We start from the raw sequence: 22160 nt of genomic DNA on the forward strand, positions 1-22160 counted from the left end.
TATGACTAAGTTATAAGTCATAATTTAGTAATAAAAATCACCTCTTAATAGGGGTGGTTTTTTATTAGGAGACAAATAATTAAAATGTGTTATAATCATAGGACTTATTTTAACCATAACTATATGTCAGACGTCTATCAAAAATCACTTGAGCTCCATTTGGAGCATCAAGGCAAGCTAGAAGTAGCCAGTAAAGTTAGCCTTAACGACAGGGAGGCGCTAAGCTTAGCCTATACCCCTGGAGTCGCCGAGGTTTGCCGGGCTATTGCCAAGGATAAAAGCCAGGCTCGGAGCCTGACGATGAAGGGAAATATGGTGGCGGTAATCAGTGACGGGAGCGCTATTTTAGGTTTAGGGAATCTCGGCCCCGAGGCCGCTTTGCCGGTAATGGAAGGGAAATGTATCCTCTTTAAAGAATTCGCCGGTCTCGATGCTTTTCCTATTTGCCTAGATACTCAGGATGAGGAAGAAATAATCAAGGCGGTCAAGTTACTTGCTCCGGTATTTGGGGGGATAAATTTGGAGGATATTTCCGCCCCTCGTTGTTTTAATATCGAAAAGAGGCTCAAGCAGGAGTTAAATATCCCGGTCATGCATGATGATCAGCATGGTACCGCCACAGTTGTTCTAGCTGGCTTAATTAATGCTTTGAAAGTTAAAGGCTTGGATAAAGCGGAAACCAGGGTGGTAATTAATGGGGCCGGAGCCGCTGGTACGGCTATTAGTAAATTACTTCTGGCCTATGGTTTTAAAAATATAATTATTTGCGATCGCCAGGGGGCTATTTACGAAGGCCGTCCGGGTTTAGATTCGTATAAGCAGGAATTGGCCGCCCTTAGCAATCCAGAAAAAGTCTCCGGTCCTTTATCCCAAGCTTTATTTGGGGCTGATATTTTTATCGGCGTCAGCGCGCCAGGGGTGTTAAACGGCGAGATGATTAAAGCCATGAAGCCTGAACCAATTATTTTTGCCCTAGCTAATCCAGTACCAGAAATCATGCCCGAGGAAGCCAAGCAGGCCGGAGCATTAATCGTCGCTACCGGTCGGAGCGATTATCCCAATCAGATTAATAATGTTTTGGTTTTTCCGGGTATCTTCCGGGGCGCTTTAGATAATATGGTTAAAATGATTGATGCTGAGGTTCTAATTAAGGCCGCCCTTAATTTAGCGGCTTTAGTCCCGGAGCCTCGCCCAGATTTGATCCTGCCAGATCCTTTTAATAAAGAGGTGGCGCCAGCGGTAGCTCGGGCTTTTAGTGTGTCATAGAAGCTTGATAAAAAGGGATTTTTGGGCTATATTGATTATGTTTTAGTATTATTTATTTATATGTCTTACACTTTAATTAGAAATTTATATCAAGACGCTAGTAAGTATTTGGGGCAGAAAGTTACGGTCGGTGCCTGGGTGCGAACGGTGCGTAGCTCTAAAGATTTTGCCTTTATTGAATTAAATGACGGTAGTTTTTTCAAAGGCCTACAGGTCGTTTTTGATACCAGCTTGGATAATTTTAGTGAAATTGAAAAGCTAGGAGTAGGCTCATCCTTGGAAGTGGAGGGGGTGCTCAAGGAATCACCGGCCTCTGGCCAAGCCTTTGAACTGAAGGCAGATAAGATTACTATCCTAGGCGATTCGCCTGAAGATTATCCTCTGCAGAAGAAAAAACATAGTTTTGAATTTTTGCGTACAATCGCTCACTTGCGTGGCCGCAGTAACACTTTCTCCGCCGTCTTCCGTCTCCGTTCCGCTCTTAGTTTTGCTATCCACAAATTTTTTCAAGAAGAAGGTTTTTCCTATGTCCATACCCCAATTATTTCTACCAGCGATGCCGAGGGGGCAGGGGAAGTATTTGGATTAACTACTTTTGACCTTAAAAAAACTTTGCCTAAAGATAAGGACGGAGAAATTGATTACTCACAAGATTTTTTTGGCCGTAAAGCCGGATTGACGGTCAGCGGCCAGCTAGAAGCTGAAACATTAATTAGCGGTCTTAATAAAGTCTATACTTTTGGGCCGACCTTTCGGGCGGAAAATTCTAATACCACTCGGCATGCTTGCGAATTTTGGATGATTGAGCCGGAAATGGCTTTTGCTGAGCTACAAGATGATATGGATCTGGCGGAACGGATGATTAAATATTTGATTCGTTACGTTCTCAAAGAGCTGCCAGAAGAGATGGAATTTTTCAATAAGTTTATTGACGAGAATTTACAATCTAGATTGGAAAAGGTCTTAAATTCCGAATTTATCCGCCTAACCTATACCGAAGCGATAGACAAGCTCATCGCTAGCGGTCAGAAATTCGAGTATCCAGTTAAATGGGGAATCGATCTTCAAACCGAGCATGAACGCTATCTGACTGAAAAGATTTTTAACGCTCCAGTTTTTTTGACCGACTATCCCAAAGACATCAAGGCTTTCTATATGCGCCAGAATGATGATGGAAAAACCGTGGCCGCTATGGATCTCTTGGTTCCGGGCATCGGAGAAATTATCGGTGGTAGCCAGAGAGAGGAGAGATTAGAAAAATTGGAAGCTAGAATCAAAGAATTGGGTCTTAAAGCCGAAGACTATTGGTGGTATCTGGATCTACGCAAGTACGGCAGCGTCAAACATGCCGGTTTTGGTTTAGGCTTTGAGCGGGCGATCATGTATTTTTCCGGCATGGCCAACATCCGTGACGTCATTCCATTCCCGCGTACGCCCAAGAACGCCGAGTTCTAATTTTAAATATTATACCAATGGGAAAAAGGCAATTTTATGATTGCCTTTTTTGTTGGCTTTAGTCTTTTCCTGCTATTTTCCATTTTTGAGGCGGGAAAAGATAAAGATCGAGACGAAAACCAAGAGAGCAGAAGCGAGCCAAGCCCAGGAGATCGAGAAACTGTCAGCTAGATAACCGCTTAACAGTAATCCGAGTCCGGCGCCGAGCTGGGAGATCATGGAGTCAAAAGATAGGACGGTGGCCCTTTGCTCGTCATTGATGCGCCTGTTTAAATAGGCTTGCTTTAGAGGACGCCATAGTCCCCGGCCGACTTCATGGAGCAGGAAGCCGTTTAAAACTGGGTATAGGCCAAGGCCTGAAGCGGCTAGCGCCATACCGATGGCCGTAATCGCTTGTGACCAGATAAGAGCATGTTTTTCCTGTTGAGGATTTTTTCGCCCGACTATCTTCAGAAAGGGTCGAGCTAATTGAGTCCCTAAAAAATTAGTCAAAGCAATCGCGTTGAAGATCCAGCCCATTTTAGCCACGCTGAGACCATAGCCAGAGAAGACTATCGGCCATTGCATGTTGAAGGCTTGGAAGGAGAGGGCTAAGCAGGCACCAAAGCCGATGAGATAGAAGAGACCGCGATGACGGTAGCCATATTGCACGCTCTCATGAGCGGTTTGGTGGATGGCTCGAAAGTTGAATTTGAGCTGTTTGTGGTGGGCGCCGTTTTTAGGTAAAGCCAAATGGATATAGATGCTGACTATCAGCATGCCCAGAGCGCTGGCCAGCCAAGGATAGCTGAGATTGAAAGAGCCGAGCCAGGCACCGCTTAAACTCCCCAGCATCAACCCGACCAGACGATAGCGGCCTTCTTTTTCGTAGATTTTTTCCAGATCGCCGGTGTAATTAGCTCGTTTAAGTGAATCAACCATCCAGGCCTCCAGAGCTCCGGAAATAAAGGTGCTGCCGAAAGCTCCAATTATTTCTGCTAAGACGAATATCCAGAAATTAGGCGACAGAAAATAGATGAGGAAGGATAGGCTGAGAATCAGGCAGCCGATGATAATAGATTTTCTCCGTCCAAATACATCAGCATAGGCCCCAGTGGGAATCTCCAGGATGAAGCAGCTTGCCATATAAGCCAGATTGATAAGATTGATCTGGAGATAGGACAAATGGTGCTCTAACAGGAAGAGCTGGTAGGTAGCAAAAAAGAAAGATTGCGCTAAAATAATTCCGCCAGCGCTAAATAAGTAGATGCGGGTAATTTTTTTAATCATAAGACCTCCGTTCTTATTTTGTTTGTTAATGAGCTTCAAAAAAGCCCGGTCGATGACCGGGCTAGGATGAATTTAGAGTCTTATGTGTGCGTTTAGCTGTGGTTATATCCATAAGAATTTAAAGCCATACTAGACCGGCCATTATCGAAGATTACATAAAAACGGCCAGTTTCTAACATCCAGGCGTAGTTTGGCTTTAAATTGTGTTGGTTGTTACTTATCATATGCTTATATAGTAATATACGGGAAAGAATAGTTTTTGTTACAGTTTTCTATTGTTTTTATCAGGAGCGCAGTCTATTATATTAATAAGACTTAATTTATGAAAATTACTTGGTTAATTCCCACCACCGGCTTAACTGGTGGCGTGAAAGTTATTTTTGAGCATGCCAACCGTTTGCAACGGCGTGGGCATCAAGTGACTTTAGTGTATCCCTATATTTTACCTCTACGGCCAACATCAAAGATGATTATCTTTGGTTATTTAAAAATGCTGCGGCGTTTTTTTATCTCTTTATTTAAAGGGAAGGGGATTGGTTGGTTTAATTTAGATAAAGGAGTGATTTTAAAAAGAGTTAGAGATCTATCAAATAAGAATTTACCTGATGGAGATATTATTATTGCCACCGCTAACGAAACCGCCGATTGGCTGAATATTTGTGCTGCTTCTAAGGGTAAAAAATTTTATTTTATCCAAGATTATGAAACCTGGACGAGAAACGAAGCCCAGGTAGATGCTACTTGGCGGATGCCATTTAAGAAAATAGTTATTTCTTCTTGGTTAAAGGATTTGGCCAAAGACAAGTTTCATGAGCCGGTAGCTGGATTAGTTTTCAATGGCGTTGATTTAGAAACATTTACGCCCAAAGATTATACAAGAGAGAGTAGACGGGGAAAGATAAATATTTTAATGCTCTATCACGTTTTTCCTAAGAAGGGTTTTATTGATGGACTTACCGCTTATAATAAAGCTAAGGAAAAATATCCTAATCTAGAATTATCACTTTTTAGCGTTTATCGTCCCAGACAAGATGTCCCAGCTGATGCTAAGTTCTATTATCGCCCGAGCCGAAGCCAGCTGAAAAATTTATATCAGGCAGCCGATATCTTTTTATGGCCTAGTCGTGTTGAAGGTTTCGGCTTGCCTCCACTTGAAGCAATGGCCTGCGGCACAGCCGTTATTACCACGGCCACCGGAGCCGCTTTTGATTATGCCAGAGATGGTGAGAATGCGGTAGTGGTATACCCATCCGATATTAATGCCATGGTAGACGCTTTGGAAGACTTGATTAAAAATTCAGAGAAGAGAACTTCGCTAGGAGCGGCGGCCGCTAAGATGGCGCAAGAATTTTCTTGGGAGAAGAGTAACAGTAATTTAGAGAACTTATTATTAAGGAGTTAATTTAATTTTTAAAAAAGGCGCTTTTTTGTTGTAGCGCCTTTTTGTATATTATTTTTTTTCTTTAATTTTTTTAATTATCTCCTTCGGATGCCTGACAAAAAACATTAATCTAGGCCAGAAGGCATCACTTAAGCTCCAATTTAGCCCCCAAGAATTCAAGCAACCCGGGCAATGTTTAGCTGTGCAACGAGCCTTTGCGGCCCCTGGGTTATTCCAGATTTCAGCGAAGCTTTGTCTGCGAGCATTGCCAATTTCCATATCCCAATGAGTAAGACAGGGAACAACGGTGCCGTCACATTTCATCACAAAGAAAGTATTGGCAGCGAAACAGCGGAATTTAATCGATTTATTTTCTAGTAATTTTAACCATCTTTCGCGTGTAGTACTTTGCACTTGCTTGGAAACAGCGTCTTTCATTTTTCTCTGTAGTTCTTTGCTGCTGCCATCTTTGTCGTTACCATAAAAAGATGATTGGTTATACCACTGAACCATTAATTCTATACCTAAGTTATCAGCGTATTTTTTAACATCTTCCCAACCATCAACCGTTAATTCTGATAGAGTTAAGCCAATAATAAGGGAAAGGTTTTTGGGATATTTGTTTTTTAGTTCTTTTAAGCCCTTTAAAAGTCGGTCAACTTTTTGGAAGTTACCCGGGACGCCTCTAATCTTGTCGTGTTTGTCGCCCAATCCGTCGAGTGAGACCCCGACATTTAGTTTGATTCCAGTTTTGGCTCCGTTTCTAAGGATTTCTTCAACGATACTGATTGTTTTGTCAGGAAGTAATCCGTTGGTGCTTAAATCTAGGTGGGCTTTAGGCAGAAGTTCGTGTTGTATTTTAACTATCTCAGTAATTTGGGGATGTAAAATGGCTTCGCCCCCAGAATTAATAATCGTTTCAACTTCATTGAGTAGGGGGTCGCTAAATATTTTTCTGATTTCATCTATATTAAGAGGCTTGGGGCAATTAGGTTGAGACCAGATGCTGCAATGAGTGCAGTGAGAATTACAGTTGTCAGTTACTTCAAACCATAGCCGCCTTGGTTTCATTGGTTTGCCGATTATTAGACGCCAAAGATTGCGATGACCATCAGTAAATCTTTTTAAACCTTTTCTAATCATAGTATTTATATAAAATAAGAAAAATTTGGTGGTTTTATGTCCACATTTTTCTTTATTTTTTAATAATTAACTTTTTTTATTTTTACTGCTTCAATAAACATGACGCCACTTTTAGGCTTGCTGATAATGGCAATTGGATAAATTAGGGACGCTAGAAATGACGGCGCGAATTTAACCCCAATAAAACGGGCAGTCCGGTAAACCGTTTTTTTAGTAATATGTTTTATCTTTCCTGGTATGCCTATTTTCTGTACGTTTCCGTTTGTCTGGTTGTTTGTTTTCGCAGTTGCCTTGAAACGTCTAGCTTGTTTAAAGTGTAGCTTGTCAGCTAAATATTCTAAGATTATTTCCCTGAGTTGGCCATAACTATTAATGTAGTCCGTCCTTATAACAGAAAATCCATGCAAAGATAGGGCTTTGCTTAGCGATGCTTGATCCCATCGGCTAAGGTGATGTAGCGGAAAGTCCCACTTCGCCCAGTTAGGACGGAAGCGTTCTCGCGAGGGCAGGCTTATAAAGAGTTTTCCGCTATCTTTTAGCCAAGGCTGAATAGCGTCTATTATTTCAAAAGGATCATCTGTGTGCTCGAAGACTTCAAACATTGTTACATAATCCATCTCGGTAAGTTTTGGTTGGCCTAAAAACTCTTCAATTTTTCCAGCTTGGAATTTGATTGATGGAAAAAAATTTTTCGCAATTTCAATAGCGGCGCGGTCAATATCAACCCCATAAGCTTCTCCGCCTCGTAATTTTAGGGCGTTCAAAAATTCGCCAGTGCCGCATCCAAGATCCAGAGCAGTAAATTTTTGCGGTAATTCTACTGTTTTTAAAAAGTGCTGGTGATAACAATGTGGATGACGAGGTTTCGCCTCGTCTTTTTGATTGTAGGTATCACCCTGTTCATACCAATTTCCGCCCGGATGGAAGAAGGGAAAAAAGAATTGTCCCTGACAATTTGCGCATTCGTATAATGAAAATTCCCCATTTTTGTTTTTTGTGTCTAAAATGAAAGAAAAATTATTTTGACTACAAGCAGGACAGGGCTTATTTGCTTCTTTTAGTGGCATATTATAAAATATATTAGCTTAATAATTATATTGTATCATTGGCAAAAAGGCAAACTAGCTAGTTGTTAACATATGCAGGAAAATTTTTGGCGCTTAATTTATCGTTTAACACCTTTATCGTGGCATCAGTATTTTGATCAGTCGGGTTGGAGGCGTTATTTTGGTAACACTTCTTGGCTTTTTTTGGCCCAATTGGTTTCTTTGGTTATATCTTTTTTTATTGGAGTTATTATTGCTCGTCGTTTAGGTCCGGAATTATATGGTACACTAAATTATGCCTTAAGCCTAACTACTATTTTGGGCATATTTTTTTGTTTCGGCATTGATGCGGCCATGAATAGGGAATTGATTAAATATCCCGAAAAAGAGAAGTCTCTTCTAGGGACATTCTGGGTTATTAAGCTATTGGGCGGGTTCTTGACTTTGGCTTCGGTTATTTTTATTTCTATTTGGAAGAATTTTGATGTATTAACTTTTAGTTTAGTGGTATTATTTGCCTTTGTATTTATAGGGCAATCATTTAATGTAATTACTCTGTTTTTTCAAGCTAGAGTTGAGTCAAAAAAATCATCTTTAGCCCAAATTGGTGCTAGCCTGGTGTCATTATCATTAAAAATCATTTGGCTATTTTCTTCGCTAAATCTTTTAGTCTTGGCGATTATCTATTTATCCGACGTCATTTTTAATAGTCTTTTTTTGATTTTATATTATCGTCGTGGGTCTGGCAGTCTACGCCAATGGCGTTTTGATTGCAAGGTATTCCGAAACATAATAACTTCGGGGGGCTTGTTGATGTTTTCTGGAGTAGCTATTTTGGCTATTTTGAAGATTGACCAGGTAATTATTGGTCAATTTTTAGGTAAGACGGAAGTTGGGTTCTATGCTGTAGCTGATCGTTTAACTGAGGTCTGGGATTTTATACCACGCCTAATTTGTTTGTCTCTATTTACAGCTATTATTAATGCTTATCGGACAGATATTAAGCTTTATCGTCGTCGTGTCCGTCGTCTTTACCAGCTGATGCTTGTTTTATCAATCAGTCTTACTATTTTGATTTTATTAATTTCCCGTCCGTTAATAATGATGTTATTCGGTCCAGAGTATGAGCCGTCGGTAGCTGTTTTAAGAGTTTACGTTTTGTCTTTGCCTGGTATTTTTTTGTTTACTGCCGCAAATCAGCGTTTAGTAGCGGAAAATAGAGAAAAGATTATTTTATTAGCCAATCTTTCTGGCTTAACTCTTAATATTGTTTTAAACTTTTTATTTCTACCTCGCTTTGGTTTAATCGGTTCTGCTTGGGCGACAGTAGTAACTTTTACTTATTTAACTATCTTTATGGTTTTTCGTCCCACCCGGCAACAGCCTAATGGGGCAGCTTCTTTAGTAGAGCCGGATAAGACTCGTGATGTCAATAGTATCTCGTTTTAAGATTTTAACATTTCCCATTTCCGGCAACATCGATCGGCCGTCAACTAGTCTGTTTTGACTGATACCGGGAACATAGAACAGGTTAGTATTAACCAGGCAGGAAACGGGTTTATCTAGAGCGATAGCTAGGTGAGCAGCGAAAGACTCTAGGCCGATAAAGCCCTGGCAACCCTTAATGAGGCTGGCCAGCTGTCCTAAGTCTAGATCACTACGAACGAGAAAGCGATTATATATTTCATTTTGGCCTCTTAGGCCATTTTTTATTTCTTCCAGCCACCCCGCTTGTTCTTTTGTTCCGCTAGCGATGATAATTTGTCCTGGATTTTTTTCTAAAAACACTCGAGAGAATTCTATCCATTTTTTCTTTTCCCAGGTCTTTTCCGGATCAAAGGAAACTGGTGCTAGCACCCAATAGGGAGCGTCTATCTCTTGAGCTAATTTTTGGAAGTTGAAAAACTGTCCTCGCGCTTCTGTGTTCTCTATGATTGTTTCTGCAACCCCGATGGCTCTTAGCAGATTCTGGTAATTTTTTTCTTCCCAAGACTTTAGGTCATAGGGCACGATAATATCAGCTAAATCGCTCAGCTGGCTGATATCGAAAGCAACCAAGGTTTTTCCTAATTTCCGGGCTAAGCGATTACTGCTCGGCCAGAAAGCGCGGCCGTTGATAACCAGGTCATAATCATGATCTATTTTAAGCTTAGAATAGTTTTTAAATATTTTAGACAGACTCATCCTTTGTCTGCCGGGGATATTGTTGAGGAAGCGGTTATTCCAGTGGTATATATTGTTAACGTTTGGATTATCTTTTAGGACGGCTTCATTTTTGGGGTTGATAAGATAATCGATATGGCTAGCTGGCCATTGTTTTTTGATGGCCGGCAAGAGCCAGGTGGAGAATAAGAGGTCGCCCAACTGATCAATCTTGATAATTAGTATTTTAGGTTCAGCGGGCAAACGATATTCTTTCTTCTTCCTAAATAATGATATCAAGTCGCTGATTATTTCTATAGGCCAGTAGGCCAAAAACCACAAAGCTTTGAAAATCTTGATTAGCTTCCGGATGCGGCTTACTTGCCAGTATGAAAGATTGGCTAAGAATTTCTGCCACAACTTCTGATGTTTTTTGATCAGTAAATTAATGGTCATAGCGATGGATTAAGGAATTGAAGTCTTGGGCGACTTGTGTCCAAGAGTAGTGTTCCAAGTTTTTTTGGCCGCGGGAGATTAATTCTTGTCTTAGCTTATCATCTGAACTGATTAAAGATAGAGACTCTTTGATGGCCGGTATATTTTTAGGATCGACTAAATAGGCGCCTTGACCGCAGATCTCGGGAATAGAAGAACTGTTACCCCCTAACACCGGAGTATTGAGAGCCTGAGCCTCGAGGGGCGGCAAGCCAAAGCCTTCATACAAAGACACAAAAGCTAAAGCCAAGGCGTTTTTGATGAGAGCCTGCTTTTCATTTTCAGTGATAAAGCCGGTGAAGATTATTTGGGAAGAAAATTGTGACCAAGCCCCATCTTCCTTAACCAGACTGGCTATCTTTCTGATTCCTTCATCCTGCTTGCCGGCGATGACTAAATAATATTTTTCCGCTTCATCTCCATTATCCACTAGAAATAGTCTGAAGGCTTCCAGTAGGCGATCTAAATTTTTGCGATAGTAGCCGGCGCCCAGGTAGAGCCAATATTTCTTGGGTTGGCGGTTTGCGCTGAGTAATTGGAACTTATTTAATACTTCAATCTCTTCGGTTTCAGATATTTCTGGAAATTCCGGCGCTCCTCGAGAAATGATGGCGATTTTTTCTTTAGGGACTCGCATTAGATCCACGATTTCCTGGCGGGAGAATTCAGAAATAGCGGCCAGCCCCAGGGAAAAATACTTGGCGGACCATAAGGCTAGTTTCAGGTATAGACGGAAGATGCCGCCCGATGATTCTTCACGGTAGCGGAGGAAGGCTAGGTCATGGATAGTAACTATTTTTTTACGCCAGAATAAGGGCAGGGCGAGCGAAGGGCAAAAGAGGACGTCTACCTTTTCTTTCTTTAAAGCTTGGTTGAAAGATAATTGTTGATATAGAGCAAGCTGGAACCGAGAGAGCCTAGGAAAATTTTTATTTATCATCTCTGCTCGAGGATTTAAATCCTTAAATAGTTCGCTTGATTTTTGATTGGTAAATAAAAGCAATCGGTCCTCCGGGCCGATTTGTAGATGCTCAAGCAGATTAGCGGCAAAGATTTGCAAGCCGTTTACTTCAGTATAGGGGATGAGATTAAAAGCAATTATCATTTTTTTAGCAGTTTGATGGTTTTATAGGGAAGGCGAATAAAGCGCATAATCAGACTTGCCAGTAGTCCATAATGTTTCTTAAAAAAATAGTTTTGGGAAAAATAGTAATACCGGCGGCGGGAGCGCTGCCTGGCTGGACTCTTGCCGCCATAATGGATGAGGCTAGCGCTTGGACAAATTACCACTAAGTAGCCTGATTTTCTAGTGCGCAGACAGAGGTCAGTGTCTTCCAGGTAAAGGAAAAATTTTTCATCCCAGCCTTTAATGCTCATAAAAACATCACGTCTAATGATTAGAGCGGCTCCGCTCACCCAGTCTGTTTCCCAATAATCAGCTTTCTTGCTTCGTAGCCAATTGGCTTTGGTGTTTTGCAGGAATAAGTTTTTAAGAGTCTGCTGCCGGCCGCAGGCGCCGAATTGCCACTTGCCTTCAGGGTTTAGCACCTTAGGCGCGAGCACTCCTATCTCCGTTTTACTTTCTAAAAGTTGTTTCAGCGGCGGCAAGATATTTTCTTTTATCTCCGTATCACTATTTAGAAAAAAAAGATATTTCCCCTTGGCTATTTGGGCGCCCTGGTTGTTGGCGCCGGCAAAACCACGGTTAGTATCATTTTGGATAAATGTGAGGCGCTCCTGAAATTTTTGCTTAAGCCTTGGAGCGCTATCATCATTTGAACAGTTATCTATTAAAATAATTTCCCAGCTCTTATCATTTGGCAAATAATTAAACAGGGAATCAAGACAATTTCTGCTTAAATCAAGAGTGCGATAGTTAATGATGATGAAAGAAAAATCCATAGGCTTAGCGGCCGCTTCGGCTGAGAATGATAGCTAAAGTCTTTAGAGCGATCGTTGCGTCCAAATAGAGGGAGCGGTGTTTGAGATAGAATAGATCATATTGTAGTTTTTCCCAGGTATCTTCCAGAGAGGGCGAATGGTATTGGCCAGAGATCTGGTCCCAGCCGGTTAATCCCGGTTTGATAAGTAGGCGAGTACGATAGAAAGGAATTTCTTTGCTTAGATATTCTGCTAGGTCCGGCCTCTCTGGCCGAGGACCGATGAAGCTCATTTCTCCTTTTATTATATTAATCACTTGAGGAATCTCATCGATCCGGGTCCGCCTCAAAATCCGTCCGCTAGCAGTTACGCGGTAGTCATTTTCCAGGGTAGGAGAGAAATCATTGCCGCTCACCCGCATGCTTCGGAATTTTATCAGTCGAAAATTTTGGCCATTCTGCCCGAGCCGATTTTGGCAAAAGAAGACCGGTCCGCGGCTGTTGATTTTGATAGTCAAAGCGACAAGCGGCCAGAAGGGCAGACTGATGGTGAGGATTATCAGGGCTAAGATAAAATCGAAGCCGCGCTTGAAAATAACGAAGGCATTCTTCTGTCCGGAGTTCAGATTATCTATGAACCAGGACTGGTCGATATCTTCGACCGGGATTTTTCCGGTCAGGAGTTCATAGAAGTCAGGGAAGTTGAAGTAATCAAGCTTGCTGGGGAGGCAATCGAACAACGCTTGGTTTAATTTTTCCGGCGCCCCTAGATTATCAGCTACCACGATCGTCTTGATATTTTTTTCCTGCACCAAAGCCGGGAGATTATCTAAAATACTAGCATCTTTGATGATGATAGCCGCCTGATAGCCCCAATGGGGGTGTTCTTTGAGGCTGTTGATCAAATTGGAAACCGAACGCTTGTCGCCGATGATAGCTAGATTGTTTTTGGGCAGGTAAGTCTTGATGATGAAGTTAAATAGTAGCCGCCAGGCGAGGAATAAGGCTAAGAAGATCAGGATGAAAATTAAGAGGTTAGTTTTAGGGGCGATATCTGATTTTACATTGAGATAGAAATAGGCAGTGGACAGGGAACTGGCGACTAAGGTCGAATTGATGAGGAGACGGTTAAAACGGCGGCCGGAACTGACCACATTCAGGTTGTACAGGTTATTGATATAGAAAACTAGGAGCCAGATCGGGAAGACGACTAAGAAATGGGGCCAGTGTTTCTGCCAAAGGAGGTTGATATCCAGGCTTTGATAGCGCAGGACTAAGGTCAGGTAAAGGGCGAGATTTAAGAGGAAAATATCGCCTAAGAGTAAACAGAGCTTTTTTAATTGTTTAGTCATGTAAGAAATATAGCAAAAACTTGGTGAAAAATCAATTTATATTGACATTTTTAATAAAATATGATATATTATTAGGTTAGTAATTAAACTATGTTAATATCAATATTTATTATTTTAATATTAGCTAAATTATATCATATGCTGACTAGAAATAAATCTAAAGCCTTAGTATTCTTCTTGGCCTTTCTATTAACTGGCCTATTTTTAGCCCGTCCCGCCTCGGCTTTGAGTCCGGCGATCCGCCAAGTGAAAACTCCAGATAACCCTGGCGTTTATTATCTTAACCACGCCAGCCAGACCAAGAAACTTTATTTGAACGAAGCGGCTTATTTGAGTTATGGCAACCATTGGTCGGATGTGAAGGTGATTAGCCAGGAAGAGTTGAACCGTTGGGCCAATGCCGTCTTGGTTAAAAGCGAGGCTAGCCCGGATATTTATTATATCCGAGGGGGACAGAAGGCTTTGATTGCCTCTAGCTCGGATTTGCTTAGCTTCAACTTGAGCAAGGAGCCGATCATTACGGTCAGTCAGATAGATTTAGATCAATATATCTTAGCTTCTTATAGCGATCTGGGCTTAGTCGCCAACAATCCTAATCCTAACTTTAGTAACCAGCCCGTCGCTCCGGTTTTAGCCTCTTCCACCTTAGAGATTTCTTTTGATAAAGTGACCAATAATACTAATAACAATATTTTAGCCGGCACTAACAGCAATCTGATCGGTGTCCTTAACCTAAAAGCCGGCGCTAATGACGTGGCCATCAAGACTCTAAAAGTCGATGTTACTGGTGTCTACGAAAATAGTTTAATTGATAAAGTATATATTACTTTAGAAGATTATAAGATGGTAGAACGCTATTCCCACTTCCATGACCGCCAGCTAGAGGTTAATTTTCCTGATGATCCCTATTTGATAAGCGCTAATAACACCAGGACTGTCAGGGTTTGGGTGAATCTTAAACCTTGTACCACTAATTGCGGTAATCAGAGCTTACGGACGGAAATAAAGAGCGCGGCTAATATTGATAGTAACGCCTCTGTCTCTGCTAGCTTGCCGCTTGTTTCTAATTATCTTGGGATCATATCGGTTCCCAATCTCTTGGGCCAAGCTAAGATTGAAGAACAGTCAATCGCTTCTAATACTAGCGGTATAAATATGGTTTTAGGGAAATACCTTTTAAGCGAAGAATCAGGCCAAGAAGAAGTTTATTTAAAAGAATTAGTTTTAACCAATCAAGGTTCAGCTGGCACCAGAGACTTGCAGAGCTTTCGTCTGCAACAGGGCGATACGATCATTTCTCGGGTCAGTACGATGTCGGATAATAAGATTGTCTTCAAGGTTAATTATTGCCGCATTAGCAAAGATAAGCCGGTAACCCTGATGGTTTTTGGCCAGAAATCTCCGGATTTCAACTCCGGCCAAACCCTCAACTTGGATGTTTCCAGTGCTTGGCTGGTCGGTAAGAATATCGGAGTTTCTCTTAATCCGGTGATCAATAATTTAAACGAAACTAAGATTATCAATTAAATCATAGATAATATAATAAAATAAGGGCGATTTCGCCCTTATTTTTTATTGGTTTTTTGTTTTTTCTTTGCTATAATTAGAGGGTGCCTCGGGATTTTTGTCTTCCCGGGCCGATCAAATATTTTTATGTCCAAGAAAATACAAAGAATTTTATTTTTGACGTTTTTTTTAGTTTTGCTTTTCGGTCTTAGCCTGACCGCCAGGGCGGAAAGCTGCGATATCGATATCGATTTCATCTTGCGTGACCCAGACGGCAATTTCATTCCCGGAGCCAGCGTTGATATTTATCGCCAGGTGGTAGATGCTAATGGCTATCATAAGCCGGGGGCGCGTTTGGCTGGGGCTAAAGTCAACGCGACTCTGGGTTCGGCTTTAATCCACTACCGCGACGCTGAAGGCGGCGGAACGATTGTCGCCCAAGTTAAGACGAATAATAATGCTAACAGCTACTTCTATTTCTATGACCTAAGTGCGGCTTGCGGTGATAACAGTTTTGACGAGGTATTAAGCGGACTGAATGTCGTTTTGCGCGATGCCGAGGGTAATCTGCAAAAAGACGCTAAGATCAACGTTTATACCCAGAAATATGACGCTGATAATAAGCCGGTACGGGAACGTAAGGACCTGATCGCTACCTTGAATACTTCGGTTATCGGCGAAGCTAAGATTTACGTCCCCCAGGGGAGCGTAAATAGCGTTGACGGCCGTGGTTCAGATTATTACGTAATCGAAATCGTCCGGCCGAAAGGTACTTTTTTCAAGTATGACCTAGGGGTTGTCGCCGGCGCTATGACTAACACGGAATATTTTTTAAGCGCTTTGCGGGCGAGTTTCACTAGTCCGGACGGATCCTTCTTTCCCGGTAAGACCAAGGTGGAAGTTTTTAAACAAACAACCGATGCTAATAACCAGCGCCAGAAAGGGAGCAAGGTTGGGGAGTTTTATACGGATGACAGCGGCACCGGTACTTTTGAATATCCCGCCGGCCTCTATGTCGCCGGCCTAATTGGCAAGGATGGTAAATATCAATATTTCTGGGACCTAGAAATCGAAGACCAGAAGTTAGCAGAATACGATCTTTCCTCGGATACTAATTGGACGCCTAATGCTGGCGCCTGTGAAAGCAATTCCACTTTTACTCTGACTGTTGGGGATTACCGTAACCAGCCTTTAGCCGGTTTAAAATTCGAGCTCTATGAACAGTCGGCTAACCTAAATGGCCAAGCGGCCCCTATCGGCCAGCCGGTGGTAAAAGGCGTCATCGATTCCGGCGGACGGGCGATTTCTACCTTCAAGCCGGATTCTCGTAAGACCTATGCTTTAAAAATCTACGATAAAAGCCCGAATTTCGGGGAATTTTGGTTCTTTAACGCCGTGAAGTTCGTCTGCGGCTATGACCGCAATCTCAGCAAGAATCTGCCTGGGCTCAAGATAGTCTTGCGCGATTCCTTAGGACGGCTCAAGAAGAATGCGGATATTTCTATTTACACTCAGCAGTTAGACGCTGATGGTAATCCGGTTAGGGATAAGAAAGATTTGGTGGCTACTCTGAATACTGGTTCAGAGGGCCAAGTTAATTTATATGTGGCTTCAGCCCATCCCTATGATTTGGAAAAACCAGGCGTCTATGTTTTAACGACGGTCGGTGATAAGAATTCTCAATTCACCCTCTATAACGTGAAAGCGAATGCTAACCAGGATACGGTCGTTAATTTCAATCTGAGCGAAATTTTCGTGACCGCCAAGAATGCTTCCGGACAGCTCCTGGCCAATCAGGAGATAAAATTATACGAACAGACCCAGTCTTCCCAGGGCAGGGCTTTGGGGCGGCTTATTACTCAAGGCAAGTCTGATAAAAGCGGGGTGTGGCGAGTAGAATATCCGGCCGGGAGTTATGCTTTAGTTATAAAAGATGACCTTAAACAGGATAATGTCTTTTGGGATCTCAAGATGCAAGATGGCATTTCTAACCGTTTCGTTATCAACGCTAATTTAACCCAGATAAGCATCAATAATTCCCAAGTTATAAATTTGTCTTCAGCTTTAAATCTCAAGGTTTTCGCTTTAACTAACAGCGGCGGTAACTCCTATATCAAAGGCAAGGAATTGGGCGCTCTAGCTTTCAAGAATGGGATTAACAATCGTTTCTCGATCGCTAATGGCTATTATCTGGTGTCCTATGTTGATAGCAAGAATAAAGTGGAATACGGACAGCCTTTAGGCGCCCAGAATGGCAAGTTGCAAAAAATTACCTTAAACCTTAAAGCCAGTAGTCGGATTACCGGCGACCAAGTCTTTACTTTAAGCCCGATTCCTTTAAGTACGGCAAGCAACGTCACGCCCGCCTCATCTGGTAATCCGGCTGCTTCTGGTTCCACTGGCGCCGTTAACACGGCTTTAGCTAATAAATTAAAGGGCTATATCCTTTTACAAATAGAAAATCAGGGACAAGCTTGGTATGTTAATCCTAAGACTGGCAAGCGCCGCTATCTAGCCAACGGTCAGGCAGCTTTCAACCTGATGCGCTCTTTGGGTCTGGGCATCAGCGACGCTAATTTGCGCAAGCTGCCGGTCGGTTTGGACAACCGTTTCTATGGCAATTTCGAAGATAGCGACGGCGATGGATTGCCCGATGTCCTAGAAAGGCCCATTGGTACCAGTGTGTTAAACAGCGATACCGACAGCGATAGTTTCTTGGACGGCCAGGAAGTGGCTAACAGCTTCGATCCTTGGCGGTCTAACCAGCGTTGGCCTCTGGATGTTAAATTAGTGGAAGCTGTCAAAGGGAAAATATTATTACAAGTTAATGCTGCCGGCGAAGCCTGGTATGTCTATCCTAAGAACGGCAAGCGCTATTTCTTAGCTGATGGAGCGACTGCTTTTCAGATTATGAAATATCTGGGTTTAGGGGTGAGTAATCAGGATTTAGCCAAAATACCGGTGGAAGAATAATATGGCAAAAACTCCTCTCCCAACTAAGACGCTAGGAGGAGCGTGGCCGGCTTTAGGCAATCAAGCAGCGGTTGATTTTTTAGCAAACAATATTAGCAAGGGAAAAGTGGCCCAGGCTTATATCTTCGCTGGACCGGCGGATTTAGGGAAATTCAGCCTGGCCACCGCCTTCGCCCGTAATCTTTTAGCGGCCGACTCTTCTTTAGCAGCTGATTTCTTGGATCGTCCGCAAGCCGATGATCGTTCCGATTTTTCTGGTTTAAGCGGTGATATCCATATTTTGCAACTTGAAGAGGGTAAGAAGAATATCAGTATCGAACAGACCCGGGCCTTCATTAAGATTTTGAGCCTGAGTTCTTTCCTTAATTCCTATAAGATTGGGATTATCCGGGAAGCTGAGAAGTTGAGCTTGGAAGCGGCTAATTCCTTGCTTAAGACCCTGGAAGAATCGCAGCCTAAGGTGGTAATTATTCTTACAGTTAATGATTTAACCGCTTTACCGGCCACCTTAGTATCCCGTAGTCAGATCCTTTATTTCCATCCAGTCAGTTCGGATTTGATCTATGATTTTCTGGTCAAGAGTGAACAATGCGACCGTAATTTGGCTCGCGATTTGGCTAATTTGGCTGCCGGTCGGCCTTTAAGGGCTTTAATGTTTTTTCAAGATAGCGAGGCTTACGAGAATTATCAGGCTATAGCCAGGGTCTTCTTGAACGCTTTTAACCAGGATTTGAATCAGCGCTTGGCTGCTTTAGCCGCTGTCTTCCCAAAGAACTACAGCGAGCTTGATCCACAGAGCGGCGCCAGAGCCATTTTAGAAATTTGGCAGAGTTTGGTCCGTGACCTTTTGCTAATCAGCCTGGAAGCAAAAGAGCTGGTCCAACATTCTGCCTTGGCGGCTGAGCTCCAAGCGGCTAGCGCCAGTTTAGGGGATCCGAGCAGCGAGACGGCTCGACTTTATCTGGTCGGCCTATTGGAAAGGATAAGGACCGGCCAAAGTTATCTGGCTTCTTATGTCAGCCCCGTAAATGTTTTAGAAAATATTTTGCTTAATTTATAATTTTAGAAATATGCATAAATCAATTTTAAAAATCAGCCTGCCACTTCTGCTTTTGCCTCTAGTGCTGTCAGGTTGTTCCTTGTCTTTTAACTCTGACCAGGGAGTGGAGAAGAACATCCCCGACGGCGGCGTCTATGTCTCCACTAACCGCGGCGACGCCTGGAAACAGATGGCGACCGTGCCGACTGTCGGCGGTAAAAAATCCTTAGTCTATACCGATGTTAGCACCTTAAGTATGGATCCAAGCGATAGCCGAGCCGTCTATTTCGGAGCGGTCGGAAACGGCCTTTATTATACATATAATATCGCTAACGGTTGGCGTGAGGACGAAATGTTCGCTAAAGCCAGCGTCAACGACGTCAAGGTCGACCCTAAAGCCAAGTGCACGATTTACGTTGCCGCCGGCAACAAGCTCTTCCGTTCCACCGATTGTAGCCGCAGTTTTGAACAGATTTATTATGATAACAATACTGGCGTGACCTTGAATTCGATCGTTGTGGACCAGTATAACCCTAAAAACATCTATATTGGGACTTCCCGAGGCGAGATTATAAAAAGCGTGGACAGCGGCGCTTCTTGGCGAACCATCCAGAGGCTCGACCCCAAGGAAGGCGTGAGCCGTTTGATTATTAATCCTTTGGACAGCCGCCAGTTCTTCGTGGCCTCGACCAAGAGCAATATCTTTAGCTTCAGCTCTAATACTAATACCAATGCTTCTAGTACGGCTGATGTTGAAGCTAACTTCGTGGTCGATAATTGGCTGGCTCTGTCTGATATCATGAAAAGCTCAGGCATGAAAGGCGACTTCAAAGATATGCTATATTGTCCAGCTGATCCCAAGATCCTAATAGCAACAGACAAGACGATCTTGCGTTCTGGAGATAATGGTTTGACTTGGGAGAACATCAATTTGATCCCTTCGGAAAAAGACGCAGTGATCAATGCCCTGACAGTTAATCCCAAGAATTGCCAAGAGATATATTATGTCACTAACACCACTTTCTATCGTTCGCTCGATGGCGGTGTCACCTGGACGACCAGAAAGCTGCCCACCACCCGTTCTGGACGCAAGCTATTAATTGACTTTAACAACCCCGATACCCTATACTTAGGGACGAAAAAGCTAGAAAAACAATCTAGCCTCTAAATATCTATCATATGAATCAATATTTAAATGACAAACAAGCTGACTTTGCCCAAGCTTTAGAATTTTTTAAGAAAGAAATCGCGACTTTGCGGACTGGCCGGGCTAATCCGGCAGTTTTAGACAGTGTTCAGGTCGAGGCCTATGGCGTTTTAAATCCGCTGAATGCCGTGGGTAATATCAGCGTTAGCGATGCTCGGAGTATCGTTATCGCTCCTTGGGACAAGACTGTCCTCAAGGCGATTGAGAAAGCGATTATTGAGGCTGATTTAGGCCTGGGGGTAGTGAATGAAGGCGATAAAATTCGCTTGACCGTACCGGCCTTAACCGAAGAGAACCGTAAAGAATTAGCTAAGCGCCTGAGTGAGAAGATGGAGAAGAGCCGGATCGTCTTGCGCCAGGCCAGAGAAGAAGTGAAATCTAAGATTGAAGCCGCTTTTGGCGCCAAAGAAATCAGCGAAGATGAAAAATTCCGTTTCATTAAAGAATTAGATGAGTTTGCGGCCAAGAAGAATGAAGAATTAAAAGAAATCAAGGACCGTAAGGAGAAAGATATTATGGAAATCTAAATTTAGCTTTTATTATGTTTTTTACGATTATCATATTCATTATTGTATTGTCAGTTTTAGTCTTTGCCCATGAGCTTGGCCATTTTTGGACCGCCAGACGTCTGGGCGTGAAGGCTGAAGAATTCGGCTTCGGTTTTCCTCCCCGGGTATTCGGCTGGCAGTTTAAATCTGGCCGCTTTTATTTCATACGGGGCAAGAGGGCTTTGACCGAGGCTGAGAGTGAACGCGGAACAGTCTATTCCTTGAATTGGATCCCGATCGGCGGTTTCGTGAAGATAAAAGGCGAGAACGGCGAGGGTCTGAGCGAGAAAGATAGCTTCGTTTCTAAGAAGATTTGGCAAAGAGCCTTGATATTGGCGGCCGGAGTCATCATGAACATCTTTTTAGCTTTCGTCCTCTTTTCTGCTTGCTTTATGATCGGCGCGCCCCAAGCGACGGATAGCCAGGGCCAGGTGCAAATCGAAGAAGTTATGGCTAAGAGTCCAGCAGAAAAAGCCGGAATCAAAGCCGGCGACCTGATAGTCAGCCTTGATGGCCAAGCTTTTTCCCAAGTCAGTGAAGTCCAGAATTTCATCAGTCAAAAGAAAGACCAGCCTTTTGACGTAGAAGTAAAGAGGGGAGGGGAAATAGTTAAGATAAATATTAAAGCCGAAGTAAAGGATGATAAGGCTTTAATCGGAGTCGGCCTCGGACAGATCGAGATTGTCCGTTATCCTTGGTATAAAGCGATTGCCGAAGGCTTTAAATATACTTTTTCCGTCCTCTGGCTGATTATCGTAGCCTTCTTTGAGCTCTTGCGTAATTTAGTGACTGGCCAGAGCGTGGGTGAAGCCGTTGGCGGCCCGGTGCGCATCGCCCAGATGACTGGAGACGTAGCGCGGGTCGGCCTCGTCTATCTCTTGAATTTCACCGCTCTTCTATCTTTGAATCTGGCGGTCATAAACTTCTTTCCTTTTCCCGCCCTTGATGGCGGACGTTTGCTCTTTCTCGTGATCGAGAAGATAAAGGGCCGGCCGGTTAAGAGGGAATTTGAAGCCGCCATGCACAATATCGGCTTTATCCTGCTTATGATGCTGATTATCTGGGTGACTATCAAAGACGTGCTCAGGATATTCAATTAATAATTAAATATAAATTTATGAACATTAACATCAAGTCAACACGTTTAGAATTGACCGACGCTATCCGTGATTATTTCCAGGACAAGATGGACATGCTCGATAAGTATTTAGGAGATTTAGAGGTGATAAACTGCGATGTAGAGATCGAGAAAGCGGTCGGCGGCCAACACAAGGGCCAGATTTATCGGGCGGAGGTCAACATCCAGGTGCCGCGCGAGATTCTGCGGGTAGAAAAAGTGGAGAAGGATCTGTACAAGGCCATTGATAAGGTTAAGGATCATTTGGAACTGGTTATTAAGAAGTATCGAGAGAAGAATCGGGATAAGAAAAGAGGAAAATAGCTATAGCTATAGAAAAA

Annotated in this window: 19 protein-coding genes; 11 read left to right on the top strand and 8 right to left on the bottom strand. The window is 42.9% G+C overall.

Going from position 1 to position 22160, the window contains the following annotated elements; genetic code table 11:
* Positions 1-123 precede the first annotated feature (123 nt).
* Positions 124-1266 (top strand): NADP-dependent malic enzyme, encoded by a 1143-nt coding sequence (locus WC441_00855; protein MFA5163057.1) that lies wholly within the window; start codon positions 124-126, stop codon positions 1264-1266.
* A gap of 60 nt (positions 1267-1326) precedes the next feature.
* Entirely contained in the window at positions 1327-2721 is a 1395-nt protein-coding gene (gene asnS / locus WC441_00860) for an asparagine--tRNA ligase (GenBank protein ID MFA5163058.1), read from the top strand.
* A 72-nt stretch (positions 2722-2793) separates the two neighbouring features.
* On the opposite strand, the gene WC441_00865 is transcribed toward asnS, so the two are convergent.
* Positions 2794-3990, bottom strand: coding sequence for an MFS transporter (locus tag WC441_00865; protein MFA5163059.1), 1197 nt, complete (start codon positions 3988-3990; stop codon positions 2794-2796).
* 92 nt (positions 3991-4082) lie between these two features.
* A complete protein-coding gene (locus tag WC441_00870; GenBank protein ID MFA5163060.1) occupies positions 4083-4214 on the bottom strand; it encodes a hypothetical protein in 132 nt (43 codons plus the stop codon).
* A gap of 98 nt (positions 4215-4312) precedes the next feature.
* Here WC441_00870 and WC441_00875 point away from each other — a divergent pair, with 98 nt between their 5' ends.
* Positions 4313-5392 (top strand): glycosyltransferase family 4 protein, encoded by a 1080-nt coding sequence (locus WC441_00875; GenBank protein MFA5163061.1) that lies wholly within the window; start codon positions 4313-4315, stop codon positions 5390-5392.
* Positions 5393-5440: 48 nt separating this feature from the next.
* Here WC441_00875 and WC441_00880 read toward each other — a convergent pair whose 3' ends face one another.
* Together WC441_00880 and WC441_00885 are read right to left on the bottom strand one after the other, a co-directional pair.
* The gene (locus tag WC441_00880) at positions 5441-6514 is read right to left on the bottom strand and encodes a radical SAM protein (GenBank protein ID MFA5163062.1); all 1074 of its coding nucleotides are present in this window, start codon (positions 6512-6514) and stop codon (positions 5441-5443) included.
* Between the two features lie 59 nt (positions 6515-6573).
* Positions 6574-7581 carry a class I SAM-dependent methyltransferase gene (locus WC441_00885; protein MFA5163063.1) on the bottom strand — a complete coding sequence of 336 codons (1008 nt, stop codon included), beginning with the start codon at positions 7579-7581 and terminating at the stop codon, positions 6574-6576.
* Positions 7582-7653: 72 nt separating this feature from the next.
* On the opposite strand from WC441_00885, the gene WC441_00890 reads away from it, so the two are divergent.
* Positions 7654-9009 (top strand): flippase, encoded by a 1356-nt coding sequence (locus WC441_00890; protein ID MFA5163064.1) that lies wholly within the window; start codon positions 7654-7656, stop codon positions 9007-9009.
* On the opposite strand, the gene WC441_00895 is transcribed toward WC441_00890, so the two are convergent.
* The 4 genes from WC441_00895 to WC441_00910 are packed head-to-tail and all read right to left on the bottom strand — an operon-like array spanning position 8962 to position 13429.
* Positions 8962-10158, bottom strand: coding sequence for a glycosyltransferase family 9 protein (locus WC441_00895; protein MFA5163065.1), 1197 nt, complete (start codon positions 10156-10158; stop codon positions 8962-8964). The two genes, WC441_00890 and WC441_00895, sit on opposite strands and share 48 nt — an antisense overlap.
* Entirely contained in the window at positions 10148-11302 is a 1155-nt protein-coding gene (locus WC441_00900; protein MFA5163066.1) for a glycosyltransferase family 1 protein, read from the bottom strand. Before WC441_00900 ends, WC441_00895 begins: the two co-directional genes overlap by 11 nt.
* Positions 11299-12099: a glycosyltransferase family 2 protein gene (locus WC441_00905; protein ID MFA5163067.1), complete on the bottom strand. Its 801-nt coding sequence runs from the start codon at positions 12097-12099 to the stop codon at positions 11299-11301. Before WC441_00905 ends, WC441_00900 begins: the two co-directional genes overlap by 4 nt.
* A 4-nt stretch (positions 12100-12103) precedes the next feature.
* Positions 12104-13429 (bottom strand): sugar transferase, encoded by a 1326-nt coding sequence (locus WC441_00910; protein ID MFA5163068.1) that lies wholly within the window; start codon positions 13427-13429, stop codon positions 12104-12106.
* Between the two features lie 138 nt (positions 13430-13567).
* On the opposite strand from WC441_00910, the gene WC441_00915 reads away from it, so the two are divergent.
* From WC441_00915 to raiA, 7 genes are all read left to right on the top strand, one after another.
* Positions 13568-14956 carry a hypothetical protein gene (locus tag WC441_00915; GenBank protein MFA5163069.1) on the top strand — a complete coding sequence of 463 codons (1389 nt, stop codon included), beginning with the start codon at positions 13568-13570 and terminating at the stop codon, positions 14954-14956.
* A gap of 126 nt (positions 14957-15082) precedes the next feature.
* Positions 15083-17908 (top strand): hypothetical protein, encoded by a 2826-nt coding sequence (locus WC441_00920; GenBank protein MFA5163070.1) that lies wholly within the window; start codon positions 15083-15085, stop codon positions 17906-17908.
* A gap of 1 nt (position 17909) precedes the next feature.
* Positions 17910-18968 carry a hypothetical protein gene (locus WC441_00925; GenBank protein ID MFA5163071.1) on the top strand — a complete coding sequence of 353 codons (1059 nt, stop codon included), beginning with the start codon at positions 17910-17912 and terminating at the stop codon, positions 18966-18968.
* A 10-nt stretch (positions 18969-18978) separates the two neighbouring features.
* Positions 18979-20115 carry a hypothetical protein gene (locus tag WC441_00930; protein MFA5163072.1) on the top strand — a complete coding sequence of 379 codons (1137 nt, stop codon included), beginning with the start codon at positions 18979-18981 and terminating at the stop codon, positions 20113-20115.
* An 11-nt stretch (positions 20116-20126) separates the two neighbouring features.
* Positions 20127-20681: a ribosome recycling factor gene (frr, locus tag WC441_00935; protein ID MFA5163073.1), complete on the top strand. Its 555-nt coding sequence runs from the start codon at positions 20127-20129 to the stop codon at positions 20679-20681.
* A gap of 14 nt (positions 20682-20695) precedes the next feature.
* A complete protein-coding gene (gene rseP / locus WC441_00940; GenBank protein MFA5163074.1) occupies positions 20696-21802 on the top strand; it encodes an RIP metalloprotease RseP in 1107 nt (368 codons plus the stop codon).
* A 17-nt stretch (positions 21803-21819) separates the two neighbouring features.
* Positions 21820-22143, top strand: coding sequence for a ribosome-associated translation inhibitor RaiA (gene raiA / locus WC441_00945; GenBank protein ID MFA5163075.1), 324 nt, complete (start codon positions 21820-21822; stop codon positions 22141-22143).
* The last annotated feature ends 17 nt before the right edge of the window (positions 22144-22160 follow it).

Source organism: Patescibacteria group bacterium, assembly GCA_041651355.1.
Lineage (GTDB): Bacteria > Patescibacteriota > Patescibacteriia > Patescibacteriales > UBA12465 > JAPLVX01.